This window comes from Vreelandella neptunia (genome assembly GCF_034479615.1).
Classification (GTDB): domain Bacteria; phylum Pseudomonadota; class Gammaproteobacteria; order Pseudomonadales; family Halomonadaceae; genus Vreelandella; species Vreelandella neptunia.
In genome coordinates, this window is the sequence record NZ_CP140255.1 from 3417239 (window position 1) to 3434932 (window position 17694).

Genomic DNA, 17694 nt, shown 5'->3' on the forward strand with positions numbered 1-17694 from the left:
GCGTTGTCGCCTACGGCGGTAACGCTTTGGAATCGACCTCACCATCGGGCTTCCTTAGGGAGGCCCGATGGCTTTTATAGATAGCTTTTATAGCCGGCTTTTTGAAAGGATGATTTATGATTTGGCATTTGATCGCCGCCGTTTTCGCAGGCCTTGCGGCCGCGGGGATTGGCCTGATACTGCGTAATTTGAGCGGCAAACGTTTGCCCAAGTGGATAGTGCCGGTGTTTGGCGGGCTGGGTATGCTGGGCTATCAAGTTCAGGTGGAGTACAGCTGGTTTGACCACAAGCAGGCGCAACTGCCCGAGACCGCCACGGTTATTTCAACCGAAAGCACCACGGCGGTATGGCGCCCCTGGACCTTTGCCATTCCCATGACCACCAAGTTCACCGTGGTGGACAGCGAGAACATCCGTATTACCCAGCAGGATGGTGCCCGTTTAGCGGAGTTCATCCTTTATCAGTTTGAGCGCCATCACACTGACATTTTGATCACCCAGCCCTATATACTCAACTGTGAGAGTCGTGAGTTGGTACCTCTGGATCAAGACAGCCGTGACCCTATTCTTGAAGAGATACGTACGCTGCGCGAAACATCACCGCTGCTCAGCAACGTATGCACATAGACAAATAAACAGCTCGTGGTACAAACGGTCGTACACGACCCGCTGTTTCGCCTAGAATGAAGCCTTTTGACTGACGCACGTTAAACACTCTGGCGGGGAGAAAGGCATGTTTCACGGCGGGCTACTGGTAGCGGTTTCGTTACTCTACATTGCCGTTCTATTCGGCATCGCATGGTACGGTGACCGCCGCGCGCGTACCCATGGCGCCACCCGTCGGCGTCCGATCATATATAGCCTGGCGCTGGCTATTTACTGTACCTCGTGGACGTTTTACGGCGCGGTTGGTCAAGCCGCCACAGCGGGATGGTCGTTTGCGAGCATCTTCGTCGGTCCAATTTTAACATTTTTGCTATTCTGGCCGGTGCTGGCCAAGATGATCCGGGTTGCCAAGCATCAAAACGTCACCTCGATTGCCGATTTCATTGCCTCCCGTTACGGTAAAACCCAGTCGCTGGCCGCCTTTGCCAGCCTGGTCGCCCTGGTAGGCACCCTGCCCTACATTGCCCTACAGCTAAAAGCAGTTTCCACGACTTTTAGCGTTCTTACCGATGCCACAGATGTGACCCATACGCCGCTATTTGGCGATACGGCCTTCTATGTGGCCATTGTGATGGCGATTTTCGCGATTCTATTTGGTACCCGCCACACCGATGCCACCGAACACCACGAAGGCTTAATCCACGCAGTAGCGTTTGAATCGCTGGTCAAACTGCTCGCCTTCGTGGTGCTTGGCGCCTTTGTTACCTGGGGCATGTTTGATGGCCTGGGCGAGCTGATGGGGCACGCCGAAAGTCAGCTCGAGCTCCAGCGCCAGCTTGCCAACCAGGATTTTGGTCAAAGTTTCTGGGCACAAACGCTGCTCGCTATGTTGGCAATTCTGTGTCTACCGCGCCAGTTCCATGTGGCTGTGGTGGAGAACATTCACCCTGACGATGCCACGAAAGCACGCTGGCTGTTCCCTCTCTACCTGCTGGCCATTGCCTTTTTCGTGGTGCCCTTGGCCGCCGCTGGCCTGCTGCTGTTTTCCGAAAGCGGCGTAGAGCCCGACACCTACGTACTGGCACTATCCATGGCCTCGGGCCACCAGTGGTTAACGCTACTCACCTTTATCGGCGGTTTCTCGGCGGCAACGGGCATGGTGATTGTTGCCGCCGTGGCCGTGTCGATCATGATCTCCAACGAAATCGTTATCCCAGCGCTATTCCGACTGCGCTGGTTTGATACCAAGGCGCGGGATTATGGTCGCTTGGTGCTGCGTGCGCGGCGTTTAACCATTGTCGCCGTACTGGCCATGGCCTACGGCTTCTATCAGCTGATTGCTGAATTTACCTCGCTGGCCTCGATTGGCATGCTCTCGTTTGCTGCCGCTGCCCAGTTTGCGCCAGCCTTGATTGGCGGGCTCTACTGGAAGCGCGGTAACCGGCTTGGAGTCATCGTCGGGATGAATGCGGGCTTCGCCATCTGGGCCTATAGCCTGCTAATGCCCGCGATGATCAATGCAGGCGTGCTGCCTACCGCTTGGCTTGACGGTGGCCCATTGGGGCTCAATTGGCTATCGCCCACGGCGCTATTCGGCCTCAACTTGGGTGACAGCTTTACCCACGGCGTGATGCTATCCCTCGGGGTTAACCTGTTCTGCTACATTTTTGTTTCCCAAATTACCTCTCAGCGTGTGGTCGAGCGTATTCAGGCCTCGCTGTTCGTGGATAGCGTGGAAACGCGTCAAACCTCGGTTAACCGCCCCTGGACTGGGGCGACCACCGTGGGCGATTTAAAAGTCCTCTGCGAGCGCTTTTTAGGCGCGGGTCAGGTGGATCGCGCCTTTGAAGACTACGCCCGCCGAGTGGGTAAACCGCTGGATGACGGCACCCGAGCCTCGATTGATATTATCCAGTTTACCGAGCGCTTTCTGGCCTCGGTGCTGGGCGCTTCATCGGCACGCATCGTGGTTAACTCGGCGCTTCAGGGGCGCGGTATCGGCATCTCGGATGTGATTTCGATAGTCGATGAAGCCTCCCAGGTATTGGAGTTCAACCGGGCGCTGCTCCAGGCCACCATTGAAAATATTAATCAGGGTATCAGCGTGGTCGACCAGAACCTGCGCCTGGTGGTGTGGAACCAGCGCTATCTGGAGCTTTTCCGCTTCCCTGACCACCTGATTCGCGTTGGCGCACCCATTGACCGTATATTCCGCTACAACGCCCACAACGGCGAGTATGGCCCGGGCGACCCGGAAGAGCATGTCCAGCTACTGCTCGACAATATTCGCGAAGGCCAGCCCCACCGCTACGTGCGCTACCGCCAGGACGGCAGCGTGCTGGAAGTGCAGGGCAACCCAATGCCCGGCGGCGGCTTTGTGTATACCTACCAGGATATTACCCAGCAGAAGCGCATCGAAGAGGCGCTAATTCGCTCGGAAAACAATATCCGTATCTATACCGACAACGTGCCCGCGTTGATTGCCTACTTCGACAAAGAGTGCCGTTACCTATTTACCAACCGTGCCTACGAGCAGGCGTTCAATATTGACCGCAATGCGGTCATTGGTCGGCGCTTTGAAGACGTGCTGCCAGTTAAGCAGGCGGAGGAGCGCGCGCCATGGGTCGCGCGCTCCTTGAACGGCGAACGGGTCAGCTTTGAAGTCTCGCTGCGGGTGAACAACGCCATGCGCTATATGCTGGTCACTTACACGCCGCACTTTGGCGACAGCCAGGCAATCCTGGGCTTCTTTGCGCTCTACCAGGATATTACCGAACGCCGTCAGGCTGAAATTGCCCTTAAAGAGACCAACGAAACTCTTGAAGAGCGCGTCCGCGAACGCACCCAGGCGCTCTCTGAAGCCAACGCGGCATTGCGCCAGGAGAACCGGGTACGCGCCGAGGCGGAGCTTGCGCTGCGCCAGGCCAAGCAGCTCGCGGAAGATGCCAACGCCTCAAAGACGCGCTTTTTGGCCGCGGCCAGCCACGACTTGCTGCAACCCCTGAACGCGGCGCGGCTATTTACTTCTGCGCTGATGCAGAACGTGACCACCACCGATACTCAGCGCATCGTTGGCCATATCGATAACTCGCTGCAGGCCGCCGAGGAACTGCTAAGCACCCTGCTGGATATCTCCAAGCTGGACGCAGGCGCCCTAACGCCCCGACGCAGTCACTTTGCCCTAGCGGATATCTTCCGACCGTTACGCGCTGAATTTGAGGTGATGGCAGACGATCGCGGACTGGACTTAGAAGTCGTGCCTACCCAGCTTTGGGTCGACTCAGATCCTCAAATGCTGCGCCGTATTGTGCAAAACTTCTTGTCCAATGCGATTCGCTACACTCAAGAGGGGCGCGTGCTGTTGGGCTGCCGTCGCCAAAACGGCTGGCTCTCTATTGAAGTGTGGGACAGCGGCCCCGGCATTCCCGAGTCTAAATTGAGCGAGATTTTTCAGGAATTCCGTCGCTTGGATCAGGTCTCCCGCCACAAAGAGAGCGAAAAAGGCCTCGGTCTTGGGCTCTCCATTGCCGACCGCATGAGCCGCGTGCTGGATCACCCTATCAAGGTACGTTCAACGGTAGGCAAAGGCGCGGTTTTCTCAGTCAGCGTACCGATTGTCACCGCCCACGAGTCAAGCAACACCGAGCTTGAGCCACAGACCCGGCGCGGCAGCCATAAGCTGAGCGGTACGCGGATTGTTTGTATCGATAACGAGACACTAATTCTGGAAGGCATGACCGCCATGCTTAGCGGCTGGGGCTGCGAGGTATTTACCGCCACTAGCATCGGCGGGGCCAAATCCATCTTACGTAATATGGATGGCGACCCTGACGCTATTCTGGCGGACTACCACCTGGATAACGAAGTCACCGGCTTAATGGCGCTAGAGGCACTCAGCGAGCGTGTTGAGGGGGCAGTGCCGGGGATTGTGATTACCGCTGACCGCACCGAAGCGGTGGCTGAGGAGATCAAGCGGGCGGGCTATCAACTGCTATTGAAGCCCGTTAAACCGGCGGCGCTGCGGGCACTGTTGACGCGCACACTGCAGGCCAATCGCGCGGCGCGTTAAGCGCGCCGCGGTTAACGCCGGCAGTACTTGCTAATTGCTTAGGAAACGACTTTCGGCGGCTCGACTTCAAGTTTCTGAGCCGCGATAACTGCCTGGGTACGTGAGTGCACGCCCAGCTTGCGTAGAATCGCGGTCACGTGGGCCTTGATCGTGGCTTCTGAGACGCTCAGTTCATAAGCGATCTGTTTATTCAGCAGACCTTCGGTCAGCATATTCAAGACGCGGAACTGCTGGGGCGTCAGCGATGCAATCGCCTCGGCAAAACGCGACTCCTCTTCGCTGGTCTCTTCCAGCACGTTGGCCAACGCTTCAGGCAACCACACTTCGCCTTGCAGAATTTCACCGACGGCTTCAGCAATTAGTTGTAGAGACGATGATTTGGGGATAAAACCCGACGCGCCGTAGTCAATAGCACGACGCACCACGTAGGGCTCATCACTGCCAGACACGACCGCAACGGGGATATCGGGCATCTGGCCGCGCAGTTGGATCAAACCAGAGAAGCCGTGGGCTCCCGGCATGTGCAGATCGAGCAGAATCAAATCGGCATCTGGGTGGCGGTTCACCACGTCAGTGGTTGCTTCCATGGTATCCGCTTCGACAATTTCCGCCTGGGGGGCCAACTGGCGTAACGCTTGGGTCAGCGCTGCACGAAACAGCGGGTGATCGTCAGCGACGATAAACTTATGAGCTACTGCCATGGATATTCCTCCGGTTCCTCGAGCAGCGGGGTTGTCTGCCGCCGCGACGCTAGGCTCTTACGGTTGTGAAGCATGGTACCCCATGGGCTTCATCATGCCCAAGCATCACATGCACAATTTATAATAGATCGTTCACACAAGTGAAACACGTATCTATAAACGCAACCGTGCCGACCTACTCAGGTCGGCACGGTTTTGAGTCGGCAAACAAGCTTTATTGGGCTAGATAGCCTACAGTGTTGTCGCCATTATTGGTTGGCGCGATGCTCAATCAGCTCATCGACCACCGACGGGTCGGCCAGCGTACTGGTATCACCCAAGCCATCGCACTCATTGGCGGCAATCTTGCGCAAAATGCGGCGCATGATTTTACCCGAGCGAGTTTTAGGCAAACCTGGCGCCCACTGGATAACATCCGGCGAAGCAATCGGGCCAATATCCTTGCGCACCCACTGGGTCAGCTCTTTTTTGAGTTCGTCTGTCGCCTCAATACCGTCATTCAGGGTGACATAGATATAGATGCCTTGTCCCTTAATATCGTGCGGGAAGCCAACAACGGCTGCTTCCGCAACGGCGCTGTGGGCGACCAGAGAGGACTCAATCTCAGCGGTGCCCATACGGTGGCCCGAAACGTTCAGCACGTCGTCCACACGCCCGGTGATCCAGTAGTAGCCATCCTCATCGCGGCGACAGCCGTCACCGGTGAAGTACATACCGTCGTAGGTCGAGAAGTAGGTCTGAACATAGCGCTCGTGGTCACCCCAAATAGAGCGCGCCTGACCCGGCCAGGCGTCAAGGATGACCAAGTTGCCTTCAGTGGCACCTTCCAGTTTATTGCCTTCGTTATCGACCAGCGCGGGCTTCACACCGAAAAACGGTACGGTCGCAGAGCCAGGCTTAAGCGGGGTAGCGCCCGGCAGCGGCGCAATCATGATGCCGCCGGTTTCGGTTTGCCACCAGGTATCCACTATCGGGCATTTTTCGTTGCCGATAACGCGGTAGAACCACTCCCAGGCCTCCGGGTTAATTGGCTCACCCACGGAGCCCAACAGGCGCAGAGTATCGCGCTTGCTCGAATCCATGACATTGTCGCCATGGGCCATCAAAGCACGCACCGCGGTGGGCGCAGTGTAAAGAATATTAACGTTGTGCTTATCAACGATATCCCCCATCCGGCCATGGGTAGGATAGCTGGGCACGCCCTCAAACATCAGGGTCGTCGCACCGTTGGCCAAGGGGCCATAAACGATATAGCTGTGCCCGGTGACCCAGCCAACATCCGCGGTGCACCAGTAGATTTCTCCCTCTTGATAGTCAAACACGTACTGGTGGGTCATGGCGGCGTAGGTCAGGTAGCCACCAGTAGTGTGCTTCAAGCCTTTCGGCGCACCGGTAGAACCCGAGGTGTAGAGAATAAACAGCGGGTCTTCGGCGCCCATAGCTTCCGGCTCACACTCGCTGGACTGCTTGTCGACCAGCTCGTCAAACCAGACATCGCGGCCCTCTTTCCAATCGATCTCACCGCCGGTGCGCTTCACTACCAGGACGTTTTTGCACACATCAGTGCCGTCACGGGTCAGCGCGGCGTCCACGTTCTCTTTCAGCGGCACGTGCTTACCACCGCGCACCGACTCATCGGCGGTAATCACCAGCTTGGAGTCAGCGCCAATGACCCGCTGAGCAACGGCGTCTGGCGAGAAGCCACCAAAGACAACCGAGTGAACGGCCCCGATGCGCGAACAGGCAAGCATCGCCATGGCCGCTTCGGGAATCATCGGCATATATAGCGTGACGGTATCGCCTTTACCGATACCCAGCTCTTTCAGCGCGTTGGCCAGCTGATTCGTGCGTGCATAAAGTTCACGATAAGTAATGTGCTTGGAATCATCGGGATTGTCGCCTTCCCAAATGATCGCCGTCTGATCACCGCGTTTATCCAGGTGGCGATCGAGGCAGTTGGCGCTGACGTTAAGCAGGCCATCCTCAAACCAGCGAATATCGACATTGTCACGCGCAAAGGAGGTATTTTTAATTTTGCTGGGCGCTTTAATCCAGTCGAGCCGCTTGGCTTGTTCAGCCCAGAAGCCCTCAGGGTCGTCTATCGACTGCTGATACATGGCCTCATATTTGGCTTTATCGGCCCAGGCATTGGCGGCGAAATCGTCGCGCACCGGATAGACGTTCTGTTGATCGCTCATAAAATTGCCTCTGTCCGTGAAAATGCACTCTCTAAGAAACTGTAGTCGATAAGCTTATTTATGGGGCTGATTAGCCATTATCGGGAGTATCGACTGCCATTAATGTTCCCCTAGCATAAACCTCCTCGCGCGGGCTTCCCTTTAGACATTGGTATTATCATTTTTTATTTAAAAAACAAACATTTATAAACTAATCACGAGACAACTTCCGGCCTGTAGACCAAGGTCTTAGCGCAGTATCGGCAGCGATAATGACGCCCGTTTACCACTAAAGCATGACGTCTCGGGGTAAATTGATGAAAGCGGCAATCGCATTGGTAACGATAAGGTGCGGACTGCGCCTGCTTAATATCAAACCGATGGGTTACGCTGGGAACTAAGCCAAAAAGGTCGCGCATGACCGTTTTCCACTCGCGGCCGTGAGGTTTTAAACGCGGGCCATTGTCCAAATGGAACACCAGCCAGTGAGCCATTTCGTGAGGGATCACCTCATCAAAAAACGCCGTGCGGTTCTCACTCAGTAGTACCGGGTTAAAGCGCAGACCGCCGTGGCCAAGGTGCGCCTGACCGGCCGAAGCGCCGCGCAGGTTAAACCACACTTTTGGGGCTGGTAGAGCAGGGCACACTTCACAGCAGCGCTGCCACGCCTGCTCAACGCGAGTAAGCGTGGCCTGGTGTAACTCTGTTTCCGACATGGTCGCCAATTCAGAGGCAGGCCAAGGGGGCAGTGGTGAGGTCTTCATTAGTGATAAACTAGCCGCTATAAATAACCATTGATGAACGTTTGTATTAACGAGGCTTTACTCATGGCAGAGCGCAGCGATACGCCTGAAACGAACACGCCACCGCAGCCACTGCTCGAGGATGAGCAGTTGGATAGACTGGACGATTTCCTCGACTCGGATCAAGTCGATGAAGACGCCCTGGATCTTATCTCCGCCCATGGCTTTTTAGTGGCCCTTGCCGTGGCCCCCAGCGAAGTGCCGCCTACCCAGTGGCTGGCTGAGCTGTTTCAGGGCGAGCCTCGCTACGCCGATGACGCCGAGCGTGATGAGATTATTACCCTGCTCACGCTGCTGCGCGACAACGCAGTGGCGGTACTCGAGCAAGGCGGCTTGCCTGAACTGCCGTTTGAGCTAACCCTGGGGGGGGAGCCCGCCGAGGAGACCCCCATTGGCGACTGGTGTGCGGGCTTTATGGAAGGCGTCTTCAGTGACGAAAGCGCTTGGTTCCAGGACGATGAAGAAGCTGCCGCCACCCTGCTGCTGCCGTTTATGCTGCTTTCTGGGCTATTCGACGAAGAGCCGGACATGGCCGAGCTGGCCAAGGATCAACAGCGCCAGGAATCGCTGGTAGTACAATTACCGGAGCTGGTTTTGGATCTTTACCTGCACTACCGCGTGCCACCGGAAACGCCCAAACCCAAACCGCGTAAAAAAACGCCTGCAAAGGGTAAAAAGGGCTAGCAGTCTGTCGGGCTTGGCCGATCGTCGCGAGAAGCACGGATTTTGAGCCAAATTTATCGATCGATTGAGGCGAATAGCTCGCTATTTAACGAAATTGATCGAATAAAGTTGGCCAAAATACCGGGATTCGCAGTAGATCAGTGTTAAGTCCGACAGGCTGCTAGGCTAAGCACTTAGCTTAAGCACTATTTAAGCCGCGTAACCATGGCATCCAGCACGCCATAGATCCACTCACGGGCGCGCTGCCCCCAGGGGCGCGCCGCCCAAGCCGCGGCATCTACCTCCTGGCTAGCGGCAAAATTTCGCTCAAACAGTTCGCACACGTCTGCCGCGAGCTGCGGATCAACCACCTCCTGGTTTGCCTCTAGGTTCCAGTGCAAATTCCAGTGGTCAAAGTTACACGAACCAATGCTCACCCACTCATCGGCGAGCACAAATTTAGCGTGGATAAAGGTCGGCTGAAACTCAAAAATGCGTACCCCAGCCTTGAGCATGGTGTGATAAAAGCGCTGACCGGCAAAGCGAACGCTGGGATGGTCATGCTTTGCCCCCGGCAGCAGTAAGCGTACGTCTATCCCTCTGCGAGCCGCTCGAACCAAGCGCCGACGCAGGGCAAAGGTGGGCACAAAATAGGGCGTGCATAACCAGAGTCGTTCATTTACCTGGCTGACCCGATAATGCAGTGAGTGACGAATCGCTTGATAACGGTAACCTCGCGCCGACATCGCCCGACCAGGCACGCCATTGGCAAGCGCCTGTGGTTCACGGCGCTCCGGAAGAGCCTGCTGACGGCCATCACCTCTCTCAGTACGGGTCAGCCGCGAGTGCCACAGGCGCCGAAACAGCAGTTCCCAATCGGCCACTACCGGCCCCTCAATACGCAGAGCAATTTCGTACCAGGCATTCAAAAACTCATCCACCGCGCCAAAGCCACCGGTGAACGCCAGTTCACCATCAATAACCACTATTTTGCGGTGATCGCGACTCAGGTTCAGCGCCAAGGAGTGAAGGCCTATGGGATTAAAAAAGCGCAGTTGAACCCCGCCCTGCTTCAACCGTTGGCGATCATGGCTGGAGAGGCCCATCGAGCCATACCCATCCAACAACAAACAGACGCAGACCCCGCGTTGGGCAGCCTCAATTAGCGCATCGCTGACTTGATCCGCCAGCTCTCCTGACTCCATCAAGTAGAGCTCTACCAGCACATAACGTCGCGCAGTACTGACCGCCTCAAACATGGCCGGCAGAAAGCGTGTGGCCTCCGGCAGTAGCGTAAATCGATTACCTTCTCGCCACGCGTTCTGCATGGGTGCTCCTTGCTTTGCCACTGAGTAAGTACACTAACAAGCTACCGTGCTAATGAGCGATGTACATATAAATCGTAGCGGCTGGTTTTACCCTCAAGGGTATGCTGCGGCACAGGGCCCGCAATAGGTGGCGCCTTCCGGGGCCGCTTAACCACGACGCGGTGAGTGGCCACATCCAGCGCTGCCTCGAGCAAACGCGGAGCATCATTATCGTCACCGGCCAACTCACGAAACAGACGCATCTCTTTTTTCACCAGCGCGGATTTCTCACGGTGGGGAAACATCGGATCCAGATGTATCACCTGGGGAGAAAAGTGAGCACTGGCAACCAGTTCAGCTAGAGATTGCACGGCGTCACCATGACGCAGAGTCATGCGGGCGACGATGTCTGCCGTATCGCTATGTCTGGAGGCGCGCCTCAAGCCATCTTCCAACAGCGCAGCAATCGCCTCGACCCGCTCAATTAACAACACCTGGGCGCCTAGGCTGGCCAACACAAAGGCATCGCGCCCCAGCCCGGCAGTGGCATCGACAACACAAGGGCTAACACCCTTGGCTAGCCCGCAAGCCTTTGCAACCAGCTGGCCACGCCCACCGCCAAAGCGGCGCCGATGGGCCGCTTGGCCCGCCACAAAATCAACGCTAAGCGGCTTGCCGTAGCGTTTTTCATCACCGCCCAGCGCCAACCCTGCTTCGTACTGCACCAAGCGCAGGCCGTCAGGTAGCACGATGCTTTCAACATCGCTCTTCACAAAGCTCATGCGGGCTTTTTCCAGGCAACGTCGTTGCGCAGATAAACCGGCTGAACCAAGTGCGCGGCCTGCCCCAGCCCAGCAGCAAAATCACGCGCCGCCAGCCACGCCATCTCTTCGGCACGGGGCTCTAAATCATCCAAATGCTGAGGCATGCTCAGTTGCACATCGACAGTGAAGCGCTCCCACAGCGTAAATCCGCTACCCACGCCTACCCAGTCGGTTTCCTCCCCCGGCAGGCGCAGCGACTCAGGGGCTAATACCGCCTCAGCGCTCATCGGCGTGATGGCATCTTTAAGGCAGTGCCAGGTGGCGACGTACACCTCCCCCATGCGGGCGTCTAAGGCAGTCACCACGTGGCGTAGGTGATAGCGGCGATGGGCCTGAAGCGCTAGCGCCTCCAAAGTAGAAACACCCAGCAGAGGGCAGTCCAGGCCAAACGCCAACCCCTGGGCAGCGCCCGCCGCGATGCGTAGCCCGGTAAACGAACCTGGCCCCCGACCGAAGGCTATCGCGTCGAGCTGGGAAGGGGTGAGCTGCGCTTCGGCAAGCACTTCATCCACCATCGGCAGCAGCCGGCGGGTATGGGCGCGGGGCGTCATTTCGAAGCGCGCCAGGCACTCAGTACCCGAATCATCTTGGCGCAGTAAGGCTGCAGAGCAGGCGCTTGAAGAGGCGTCCAGGGCAAGCAGATGTAACGGCATAGCAAGTAGCCACTCGAAAGAAAGGTTGCGGCATTATACCTTTGTCATACTAATACGACGATGGCCCGCATTAAGCGGGCCATCGGCAAAGGCGTAAAACGCTTTTGTTAGCTGAAGGCTCTTCTCAGTTGAAGGCTCTTATCAACTAAGGGCTTCTTTAACCTGGCGGGTAATATCCGTCACGCTGCCAACGCCTTCAATACGGTGGTACTGGGGCGCATTCTGCGGATCCTGCTTGGCCCACTGCTGATAGTAATCGACCAGCGGCGCCGTTTGATCGTGGTAAACAGATAGGCGATTACGCACCGTGGACTCTTGGTCGTCCTCACGCTGAATAAGCGTTTCACCGGTCACATCATCTTTACCCGGCTCTTTGGGCGGATTGTGCTCAACGTGATAAACGCGACCCGATGCCTGATGCACACGGCGTCCCGCCAAGCGACTAACGATCTCCTCGTCGGGCACGGCAATTTCCACTACGTGATCCAGCTTAACGCCGCCCTCTTTCATGGCGTCGGCCTGGGGGATCGTGCGTGGGAAACCATCGAACAGAAAGCCGTTTTCGCAGTCTGGCTGGCTGATACGCTCTTTGACCAAGTCGATGATGATGTCATCGGAGACCAGGCCACCGCTGTTCATGATCTCTTTTACTTTCAGTCCCAGTTCAGTGCCATCTTTAATGGCCGTGCGCAGCATATCCCCGGTGGAAATCTGAGGAATCTTAAATTGCTCGCAAATAAACTGAGCTTGAGTCCCCTTCCCCGCGCCGGGGGCACCCAACAGGATTAAACGCATGGCACTGCTCCTTGAAGTTCTTGGTATGAAAAAAGCGTATGAAGAATGAGTATGTAAATTCTGTTAACTGACAATAACCGCGCCTCTCAAGCGACACAACTCCCCAAAAGCCTGAGAGACCCGCTTTTATTTCAATTTTTTTAAATTAAAACAGCCAAATGCCCTAAATCTACCACTTTGGTCGCCCTGCGATAGATTTAGCAAGCCTTTAAGTTGAGTAAACACAAGCGGCGCCCCGAGGGGCGCCGCTTGTATAAGCACATCGCTACCAATTACAGCAGTAAGCGACGAATATCGGTCAGCACATCTGCCAGGAAGGCAGTAAAGCGTGCCGCGTCGGCGCCATTGATCGCACGGTGATCATAGGAGAGCGATAGCGGCATCATCAGGCGCGGCTGGAAGGCGCTGCCATCCCAAACCGGTTTCATCTGGGCTTTGGACACGCCCAGAATGGCCACTTCCGGCGCATTGACGATCGGGGTAAACGCCGTGCCACCAATCGAACCGAGGCTCGAAATGGTGAAACAACCACCGGTCATCTCGTCGCGCTTGAGCTTTTTAGTCTGGGCTTTCTTGCCTAGCTCCGCCATCTCCTTGGCAATCTCGATCAAGGATTTTTGATCGGCGTTGCGCACTACCGGCACCATCAGACCATCAGGCGTATCCACGGCAATACCGATATGGACGTAGTTCTTCCATACCAAGGTTTCACCGTCACCCTTCAAGCTAACATTGAACTGCGGGAATTTACGCAGCGCAAAGGCGCAGGCTTTGACCATAAACGGCAGCGGTGTCAGCTTGGCGCCCTGGGCTTCCGCTTCGGCCTTCATCGCCTTGCGGAAAGCTTCCAGTTCGGTGATGTCCGCTTCGTCGAACTGGGTGACATGGGGCACATTGAGCCAGCTACGATGCAGGTTGGTCGCGCCCATCTTGAGCAGACGCCCCATCGGTTTCTCTTCCACTTCACCAAACTGGCTGAAGTCGACTTCCGGAATGGGCGGAATACCCGCGCCACCAGTAGCCGCGGCTGCCGCGCCGGGCTGGGCTTTACCCTGATTGGCAATCGCCTGCTTTACGTAGGACTGTACGTCCTCTTTGAGCACGCGATCCTTCGGGCCGCTGGGCTTAACGAGCCCCAAGTCGACACCCAGCTCACGGGCCAGCATGCGTACCGCAGGGCCAGCATGAACCAACTTGCCATCCCGGGGCTTGTGGGCCGCCATTTGGGCTTCCGGGCTGGGCGTGCCCGCCGGAGACTCAGTAGGTTTAGCGCTGTCCTTGCTATCACTGCTCTGCGAGGCTTTTTCTGGTGCGGCTTTTTTCGGTGCCGCTTTCTTGGCACCCGCCACTTCCATATAGCCGATCACATCGCCTTCAGAGACGGTATCGCCCTCTTTAACGGTCAGCTCAAGGAGCTTGCCTTTATAGGGGCTGGGCACGTCCATAGAGGCTTTATCAGACTCTAGGGTGATCAACGGGTCTTCTTCATTGACTTCGTCACCCGCCGCTACGCCGATCTCAATAATCGGCACATCAGAGGAGCCAGAAAGATCCGGTACGCGAATCTCTTTGCGCTCCGGCTCGCCGCTAGCGGCCTCTTCCTGATCATCTTCAGCCGTTTCTTCCGGCTCGCTACTGGCTTGGCTAGAGGACGGTTCTGGAGAAGAGCTCTCTTCCGATGCGTCTTCACTGTCGCCGCCTTCGCTGACGATCTCCATCTGGCCGATCACATCGCCCTCAGACACCGTGTCGCCCTCTTTCACGGTAAAGCTAACGATCTTACCGCTATGGGGGCTGGGCACGTCCATGGAGGCTTTGTCAGACTCCAGCGTGATCAAGGTGTCTTCGGCCTCAACCTCATCACCTTCGCTGACCGCAACTTCGATAATTTCGACGCTGTCCGAGCCGCCGAGATCGGGCACTTTGATATCCACCGTCTGCTTACCACCGGCGGACTTTTTAGCCGCGGGCTTCTGCTCTTGAGACGGCTCTTGGGTTTTTTCTTGCTTGGCTGGGGCCTCTTCAGGCTGGCTGTCAGACGAGCTCTCTTGCTTCTTCTCTTGCTGCTCGTCGCCACCACCTTCGACTTCCAGCTCAACGATATCGTCCCCTTCTGAGACACTATCGCCTTCTTTGACCAGCACTTTGAGTACCTTGCCGCCTTTCGGGGCCGGTACGTCCATGCTGGCTTTGTCGGATTCCAGCGTGATTAGGGTGTCTTCCGCTTCAATGACGTCGCCTTCTGACACCGCAATCTCGATGATTTCGACATCGGTATCGCCGCCGATATCGGGAACTTTGATGATTTCGCTACTCAAGGTCGCGCTCCTTCCAAATCGGATCGAGCCGGTGGGCCACCGCCCACCGGTCAGCGGTTTAGCTAGTCAGCGGGTTAGGCTTATGGGCATCAATGCCGTACTTCTTAAGCGCTTCACCAACCTGCTTGCGATCAATCTCGCCACGCTCAGCCAGCGCACGTAGCGCCGCCACGGTCACGAAGTAGCGATCTACTTCGAAGAAGTAGCGCAGCTTCTCGCGGGTGTCTGAACGGCCAAAGCCATCGGTACCCAGTACAGTGTAGTCACCCGGTACCCAGGCACGCACTTGATCGGCATACAGCTTCATGTAGTCGGTCGACGCGATCACCGGGCCGTCGCGCCCTTCCAGACACTGCGTGACGTGAGGCTTGGTGGCCTCGGCGTCCGGGTTCAGGAAGGCTTCACGGTCCAGCAGCAGCGCTTCACGACGCAGCTCGTTAAAGCTGGTCACGCTCCAGATGTCGGCGCCGATGCCCCAATCGTTCTCGAGTAACTCAGCGGCGGCTTCCACTTCGCGCAGAATCGTACCCGAACCGAGCAGCTGTACGCGGCCCTTGTCCCCTTTGGTTTCGCGCAGTAGGTACATGCCTTTGACGATATCGTCGGCGGGCACGTTTTCCAGCGCAGGGTGTTCGTAGTTCTCGTTCATCACCGTCAGGTAGTAGAAGCAGTTCTCCTTGTCGGTGAACATGCGCTTCAGGCCATCCTGCAGAATCACCGCGACTTCATGGGCATAGGTCGGGTCGTAGCTGCGGCAGTTGGGGATGGTGGAGGCCTGAATCAGGCTGTGGCCATCCTGGTGCTGCAGGCCTTCGCCGTTGAGCGTGGTGCGCCCTGCGGTGCCGCCGACCATAAAGCCACGGGCTTGCAGGTCACCCGCCGCCCAGGCTAGGTCGCCGATGCGCTGGAAGCCAAACATCGAATAGTAGATGTAGAACGGCAGTAGCGTGACGTTGTTGTTGCTGTAGGAGGTCGCCGCGGCGATCCAGGCCGACATGGCGCCGGCTTCGGTAATGCCCTCTTCGAGGATCTGACCTTTCTGATCCTCGCGGTAGAACATGATCTGGCCTTTATCCACCGGCTCGTACTTCTGACCTTCCGAGGTGTAGATACCCAGCTGACGGAACATGCCTTCCATACCGAAGGTTCGCGCTTCGTCAGGAATAATCGGTACGACCTTCTTGCCCAGCGTTTTATCTTTGACCAGGCCGTTAAGCACCCGCACAAACGCCATGGTGGTGGAGACTTCACGCCCTTTGGAGCCCCCCATTTGCGAGGCAAAGGTCTTGTCTTCGAGGCTGGGGATCTCCAGGGCCTCGAAGTCGCTTTGACGGCTGGGTAGGTAGCCGCCCAGGCGCTCGCGCTGCAGGTGCATGTACTTGAGCTCGGGAGAGTCGTCTTCCGGCTTGTAGTACGGCACTTCTTTGAGCTGTTCGTCGGTTAACGGAATACCGAAGCGATCGCGGAAGGTCTTGAGCGCTTCGTACTCCATGCTCTTGACCTGGTGCGCTTCGTTGGCCGCTTCGCCATCGCCGCTGCCCATGCCGTAGCCTTTAACGGTGTGCGCCAGGATGACCGTGGGCTTGCCGTTGGAGGTATTCACCGCTTCGTTATACGCCGCGTAAACCTTGAACGGGTCGTGGCCACCGCGGTTGAGCTTCCAGATATCTTCGTCGGAGAGGTCGTTGACCATCGCCTCGGTTTCGGGATATTTGCCAAAGAAGTGCTCACGGGTGTAAGCGCCGCCGTTGGCTTTGTAGTTCTGGTACTCGCCGTCGACCGCTTCATCCATACGTTTCTGAAGGATGCCTTTCTTGTCCTTCTCGAACAGCGGATCCCAGTGACGGCCCCAGACGACCTTGATCACGTTCCAGCCCGCGCCACGGAAGACGCCTTCGAACTCGTCCATCACCCGGGAGTTGCCGCGTACCGGGCCGTCCAGGCGCTGCAGGTTGCAGTTGATGACAAAGATCAGGTTGTCGAGGTTTTCGCGACCGGCCAGTGAAATGGCACCCAGGGATTCCGGCTCATCACACTCACCGTCGCCCATAAAGCACCAGATCTTGCGGTCATACATATCCTTCAGCTCACGGTGATGCAGGTACTTCATCACGTGGGCTTGGTAGATCGCTTGGATGGGGCCAAGGCCCATGGAGACGGTGGGGAACTGCCAGTAGTCAGGCATCAGCCAGGGGTGCGGGTAGGACGAGAGGCCATCGCCATCGACTTCCTGACGGAACTTGTCCATCTGCTCTTCTGATAGACGTCCTTCCAGATAGGAGCGTGCGTAGATGCCCGGCGCTACGTGGCCCTGGATATAAATCAGGTCACCGGCAAAATCGCCCTGGGGGGCGCGGAAGAAGTGGTTAAAGCCCACGTCATACAGGGTGGCCGAGGACATAAAGCTGGCAATATGGCCGCCCAGGCCCGGCTTGGCGCGGTTATTACGAATCACCTGGGCAATGGCGTTGTAACGGATCAAGGAGCGGATACGCCGCTCCATGAACAGGTCGCCAGGCATGGGTGCTTCGCGGTGAACCGGGATCGTATTACGGTGCGGGGTTGTCACCGAGAAGGGCACCTTCATGCCGTCCCGGCGCAGGCGATCCGCCAGGCGGGTCATCAGGTAGCGGGCACGATCTTCGCCCTCACGATCCAATACCGACTCTAGGGAATCAATCCATTCCGTAGTTTCGATCGGATCGAGATCTTCTCTTGTCTCCAGACTCATAGAGGTCTCTCCGAATGACGATAAATGACAAAAATCCCCGCTACCCTA

At 56.9% G+C, this 17694-nt stretch carries 12 protein-coding genes; 3 read left to right on the forward strand and 9 right to left on the reverse strand.

Annotation, left to right across the window (positions count from 1 at the left end; all coding sequences use genetic code 11):
* Window positions 1-116 precede the first annotated feature (116 nt).
* Both SR894_RS15950 and SR894_RS15955 read left to right on the forward strand, forming a co-directional pair.
* A complete protein-coding gene (locus SR894_RS15950; RefSeq protein WP_133732146.1) occupies window positions 117-626 on the forward strand; it encodes a hypothetical protein in 510 nt (169 codons plus the stop codon).
* Between the two features lie 106 nt (window positions 627-732).
* Entirely contained in the window at window positions 733-4674 is a 3942-nt protein-coding gene (locus SR894_RS15955) for a hybrid sensor histidine kinase/response regulator (protein WP_223288081.1), read from the forward strand.
* Window positions 4675-4712: 38 nt separating this feature from the next.
* Here SR894_RS15955 and SR894_RS15960 read toward each other — a convergent pair whose 3' ends face one another.
* From SR894_RS15960 to SR894_RS15970, 3 genes are all read right to left on the reverse strand, one after another.
* A complete protein-coding gene (locus SR894_RS15960; RefSeq protein WP_007113812.1) occupies window positions 4713-5375 on the reverse strand; it encodes a response regulator in 663 nt (220 codons plus the stop codon).
* Between the two features lie 248 nt (window positions 5376-5623).
* On the reverse strand, window positions 5624-7573 hold the full coding sequence (gene acs / locus SR894_RS15965; RefSeq protein WP_133732144.1) for an acetate--CoA ligase: 1950 nt from the start codon (window positions 7571-7573) through the stop codon (window positions 5624-5626).
* A gap of 194 nt (window positions 7574-7767) precedes the next feature.
* Window positions 7768-8316, reverse strand: a complete 549-nt coding sequence (locus SR894_RS15970; RefSeq protein ID WP_223288082.1) for a SprT family zinc-dependent metalloprotease — start codon at window positions 8314-8316, stop codon at window positions 7768-7770.
* Between the two features lie 63 nt (window positions 8317-8379).
* Here SR894_RS15970 and SR894_RS15975 point away from each other — a divergent pair, with 63 nt between their 5' ends.
* Window positions 8380-9039 carry a YecA/YgfB family protein gene (locus tag SR894_RS15975; RefSeq protein WP_133732142.1) on the forward strand — a complete coding sequence of 220 codons (660 nt, stop codon included), beginning with the start codon at window positions 8380-8382 and terminating at the stop codon, window positions 9037-9039.
* Window positions 9040-9224: 185 nt separating this feature from the next.
* On the opposite strand, the gene SR894_RS15980 is transcribed toward SR894_RS15975, so the two are convergent.
* From SR894_RS15980 to aceE, 6 genes are all read right to left on the reverse strand, one after another.
* Window positions 9225-10346 carry a phospholipase D-like domain-containing protein gene (locus tag SR894_RS15980; protein WP_133732141.1) on the reverse strand — a complete coding sequence of 374 codons (1122 nt, stop codon included), beginning with the start codon at window positions 10344-10346 and terminating at the stop codon, window positions 9225-9227.
* A 41-nt stretch (window positions 10347-10387) separates the two neighbouring features.
* On the reverse strand, window positions 10388-11107 hold the full coding sequence (locus SR894_RS15985; RefSeq protein WP_223288083.1) for a class I SAM-dependent methyltransferase: 720 nt from the start codon (window positions 11105-11107) through the stop codon (window positions 10388-10390).
* Window positions 11104-11802, reverse strand: a complete 699-nt coding sequence (gene tsaB, locus SR894_RS15990) for a tRNA (adenosine(37)-N6)-threonylcarbamoyltransferase complex dimerization subunit type 1 TsaB (protein WP_223288084.1) — start codon at window positions 11800-11802, stop codon at window positions 11104-11106. The genes SR894_RS15985 and tsaB overlap by 4 nt, the downstream gene beginning before the upstream one ends.
* Before the next feature lie 141 nt (window positions 11803-11943).
* A complete protein-coding gene (gene adk, locus SR894_RS15995) occupies window positions 11944-12597 on the reverse strand; it encodes an adenylate kinase (RefSeq protein WP_133732138.1) in 654 nt (217 codons plus the stop codon).
* A 272-nt stretch (window positions 12598-12869) separates the two neighbouring features.
* Window positions 12870-14915 carry a dihydrolipoyllysine-residue acetyltransferase gene (gene aceF, locus SR894_RS16000; RefSeq protein ID WP_223288085.1) on the reverse strand — a complete coding sequence of 682 codons (2046 nt, stop codon included), beginning with the start codon at window positions 14913-14915 and terminating at the stop codon, window positions 12870-12872.
* Between the two features lie 58 nt (window positions 14916-14973).
* A complete protein-coding gene (gene aceE / locus SR894_RS16005; protein WP_133732136.1) occupies window positions 14974-17646 on the reverse strand; it encodes a pyruvate dehydrogenase (acetyl-transferring), homodimeric type in 2673 nt (890 codons plus the stop codon).
* Between the last annotated feature and the right edge of the window lie 48 nt (window positions 17647-17694).

Bases quoted from the DNA above. Each gene is read 5' to 3' on its own strand.
- SR894_RS15950 (WP_133732146.1), top strand. From the start codon at position 117: ATGATTTGGCATTTGATCGCCGCCGTTTTCGCAGGCCTTGCGGCCGCG.
- SR894_RS15955 (WP_223288081.1), top strand. From the start codon at position 733: ATGTTTCACGGCGGGCTACTGGTAGCGGTTTCGTTACTCTACATTGCC.
- SR894_RS15960 (WP_007113812.1), bottom strand. From the start codon at position 5,375: ATGGCAGTAGCTCATAAGTTTATCGTCGCTGACGATCACCCGCTGTTT.
- acs (WP_133732144.1), bottom strand. From the start codon at position 7,573: ATGAGCGATCAACAGAACGTCTATCCGGTGCGCGACGATTTCGCCGCC.
- SR894_RS15970 (WP_223288082.1), bottom strand. From the start codon at position 8,316: ATGAAGACCTCACCACTGCCCCCTTGGCCTGCCTCTGAATTGGCGACC.
- SR894_RS15975 (WP_133732142.1), top strand. From the start codon at position 8,380: ATGGCAGAGCGCAGCGATACGCCTGAAACGAACACGCCACCGCAGCCA.
- SR894_RS15980 (WP_133732141.1), bottom strand. From the start codon at position 10,346: ATGCAGAACGCGTGGCGAGAAGGTAATCGATTTACGCTACTGCCGGAG.
- SR894_RS15985 (WP_223288083.1), bottom strand. From the start codon at position 11,107: ATGAGCTTTGTGAAGAGCGATGTTGAAAGCATCGTGCTACCTGACGGC.
- tsaB (WP_223288084.1), bottom strand. From the start codon at position 11,802: ATGCCGTTACATCTGCTTGCCCTGGACGCCTCTTCAAGCGCCTGCTCT.
- adk (WP_133732138.1), bottom strand. From the start codon at position 12,597: ATGCGTTTAATCCTGTTGGGTGCCCCCGGCGCGGGGAAGGGGACTCAA.
- aceE (WP_133732136.1), bottom strand. From the start codon at position 17,646: ATGAGTCTGGAGACAAGAGAAGATCTCGATCCGATCGAAACTACGGAA.